This window comes from Streptomyces sp. NPDC096132, from assembly GCF_044763345.1.
GTDB lineage: Bacteria > Actinomycetota > Actinomycetes > Streptomycetales > Streptomycetaceae > Streptomyces.
In genome coordinates, this window is record NZ_JBIWGA010000100.1 from 1 (window position 1) to 1,385 (window position 1,385).

Sequence of the window (1,385 nt, forward strand, 5' to 3'; positions counted from 1 at the left end):
AGACGCCGATGCCCAGCCGGGACAGTCCGTCGAGCAGCGCGATGCCGACCCCGCCGGACTGCACGGCGACGCCGGCCGTCCCGGGGCGGGGGTGCTCGGCCGCGAAGGTCGCGTCCAGGCTCAGACCGGCTTCCGTGTGGGAGATGCCGAGGCAGTTGGGGCCGACCATGCGCATGCCGTAGGCGCGGCAGGTGGCCAGCAGGGCCTGTGCCTGCTGGTGGTCGAGGCCGGCCGTGACGACGACGAGGGCGCGTACCCCGGCCCGACCGCACTCCTCGGCGACGGCCGGCACCCCGCCGGCAGGCACAGCCACGATCACCAGGTCGGGTGTCTTCGGCAGCGCCGCCACCGAAGGGTGGCACGGCACACCGAGCAGGGAGGTGACCTTCGGATTCACCGCGAACAGGCGACCGGTGTAGCCGCCCGTGTGCAGATGGTGCAGGACGGCCCGGCCCACCGACCCGGGGGTACGTCCCGCTCCGACCACGGCGACGGCGGACGGCCGCAGCAGGGACAGCAGGCTGGCCACGTCGGCGGCCCGGCCGCGGGCCTCCACGGCCGACAGGTAGGTGTCGTCCTGGTCGAGGTGGATGGTGCAGCGCACCTCGGGTCCCTCGAAGCGGCGGGTGGTGCGCAGGCCGAGGTCGGCGAAGAGCCGGAGCACCTCGTGGTTCTCGCTGAGCGCGTCGGCGGTGAACGTGGTGATGCCCGCCGCCCGCGCCGCCGAGACCAGGTGCTCGACGAGGAGGGTGCCCACACCCCGGTGGTGCAGGCCGTCGGCGACGGCGATGGAGATCTCCGCGACGCCCTTGTCTCCACCGCCGTCCTTCTCTTCGCCGGTGTCGTACTCGGCGAGTCCGATCGCCCGTCCGTCCACTTCGGCCAGCAATGCCCGGTAGCCCGGGCGGGCCGGGGCGCAGGCCCGGTCGGCGGCCAGGGCGGCCGACCGCTGGCTGGGCGCGAAGAACCGCAGGCGGAGGTTCTCGGGCGACATCTCCTCGTAGAGCCCCTGCAGTTGTCCGTGGTCACCCGGCAGCACCGGCCGGATGCAGACGGTGGTGCCGTCCGCGAGCAGGGCGTGGACCGGGGGCCGGTCGAGCAGGTCGTCCGTCATCGCAGGTCTCCTCCATCGCTTTCGGTGCTTCGATCGTCCGGCGGAGCGCACAAGGAGCCCATGGGCTGTACGGGGTCGCGCCGGGGCCGGTCGGCAGGCGTCAGTGGTCCGCGACCAGCGCTGTCAGGTCCAGGAGCCGGTTGGTGTAGCCCCACTCGTTGTCGTACCAGCCGAAGATCTTGGCCAGGGTGCCGTTGGCCTGCGTCAGGGCGGGGTCGAAGACGCAGGACGAGGGGTCGCCGATGACGTCGCGGGAGACGATCGGGGCCTT

1 protein-coding gene and 1 pseudogene are annotated in these 1,385 nt (G+C 73.0%); both read right to left on the reverse strand.

The genetic code is table 11. From position 1 onward, the window contains the following. A partial coding sequence (locus ACIRF9_RS52685) for a GNAT family N-acetyltransferase (RefSeq protein WP_403837825.1) occupies positions 1 to 1,114 on the reverse strand: 1,114 nt, incomplete at its 3' end. Between the two features lie 100 nt (positions 1,115 to 1,214). Continuing rightward, positions 1,215 to 1,385: pseudogene (locus ACIRF9_RS52690) on the reverse strand (type I glyceraldehyde-3-phosphate dehydrogenase); the annotation flags it as partial.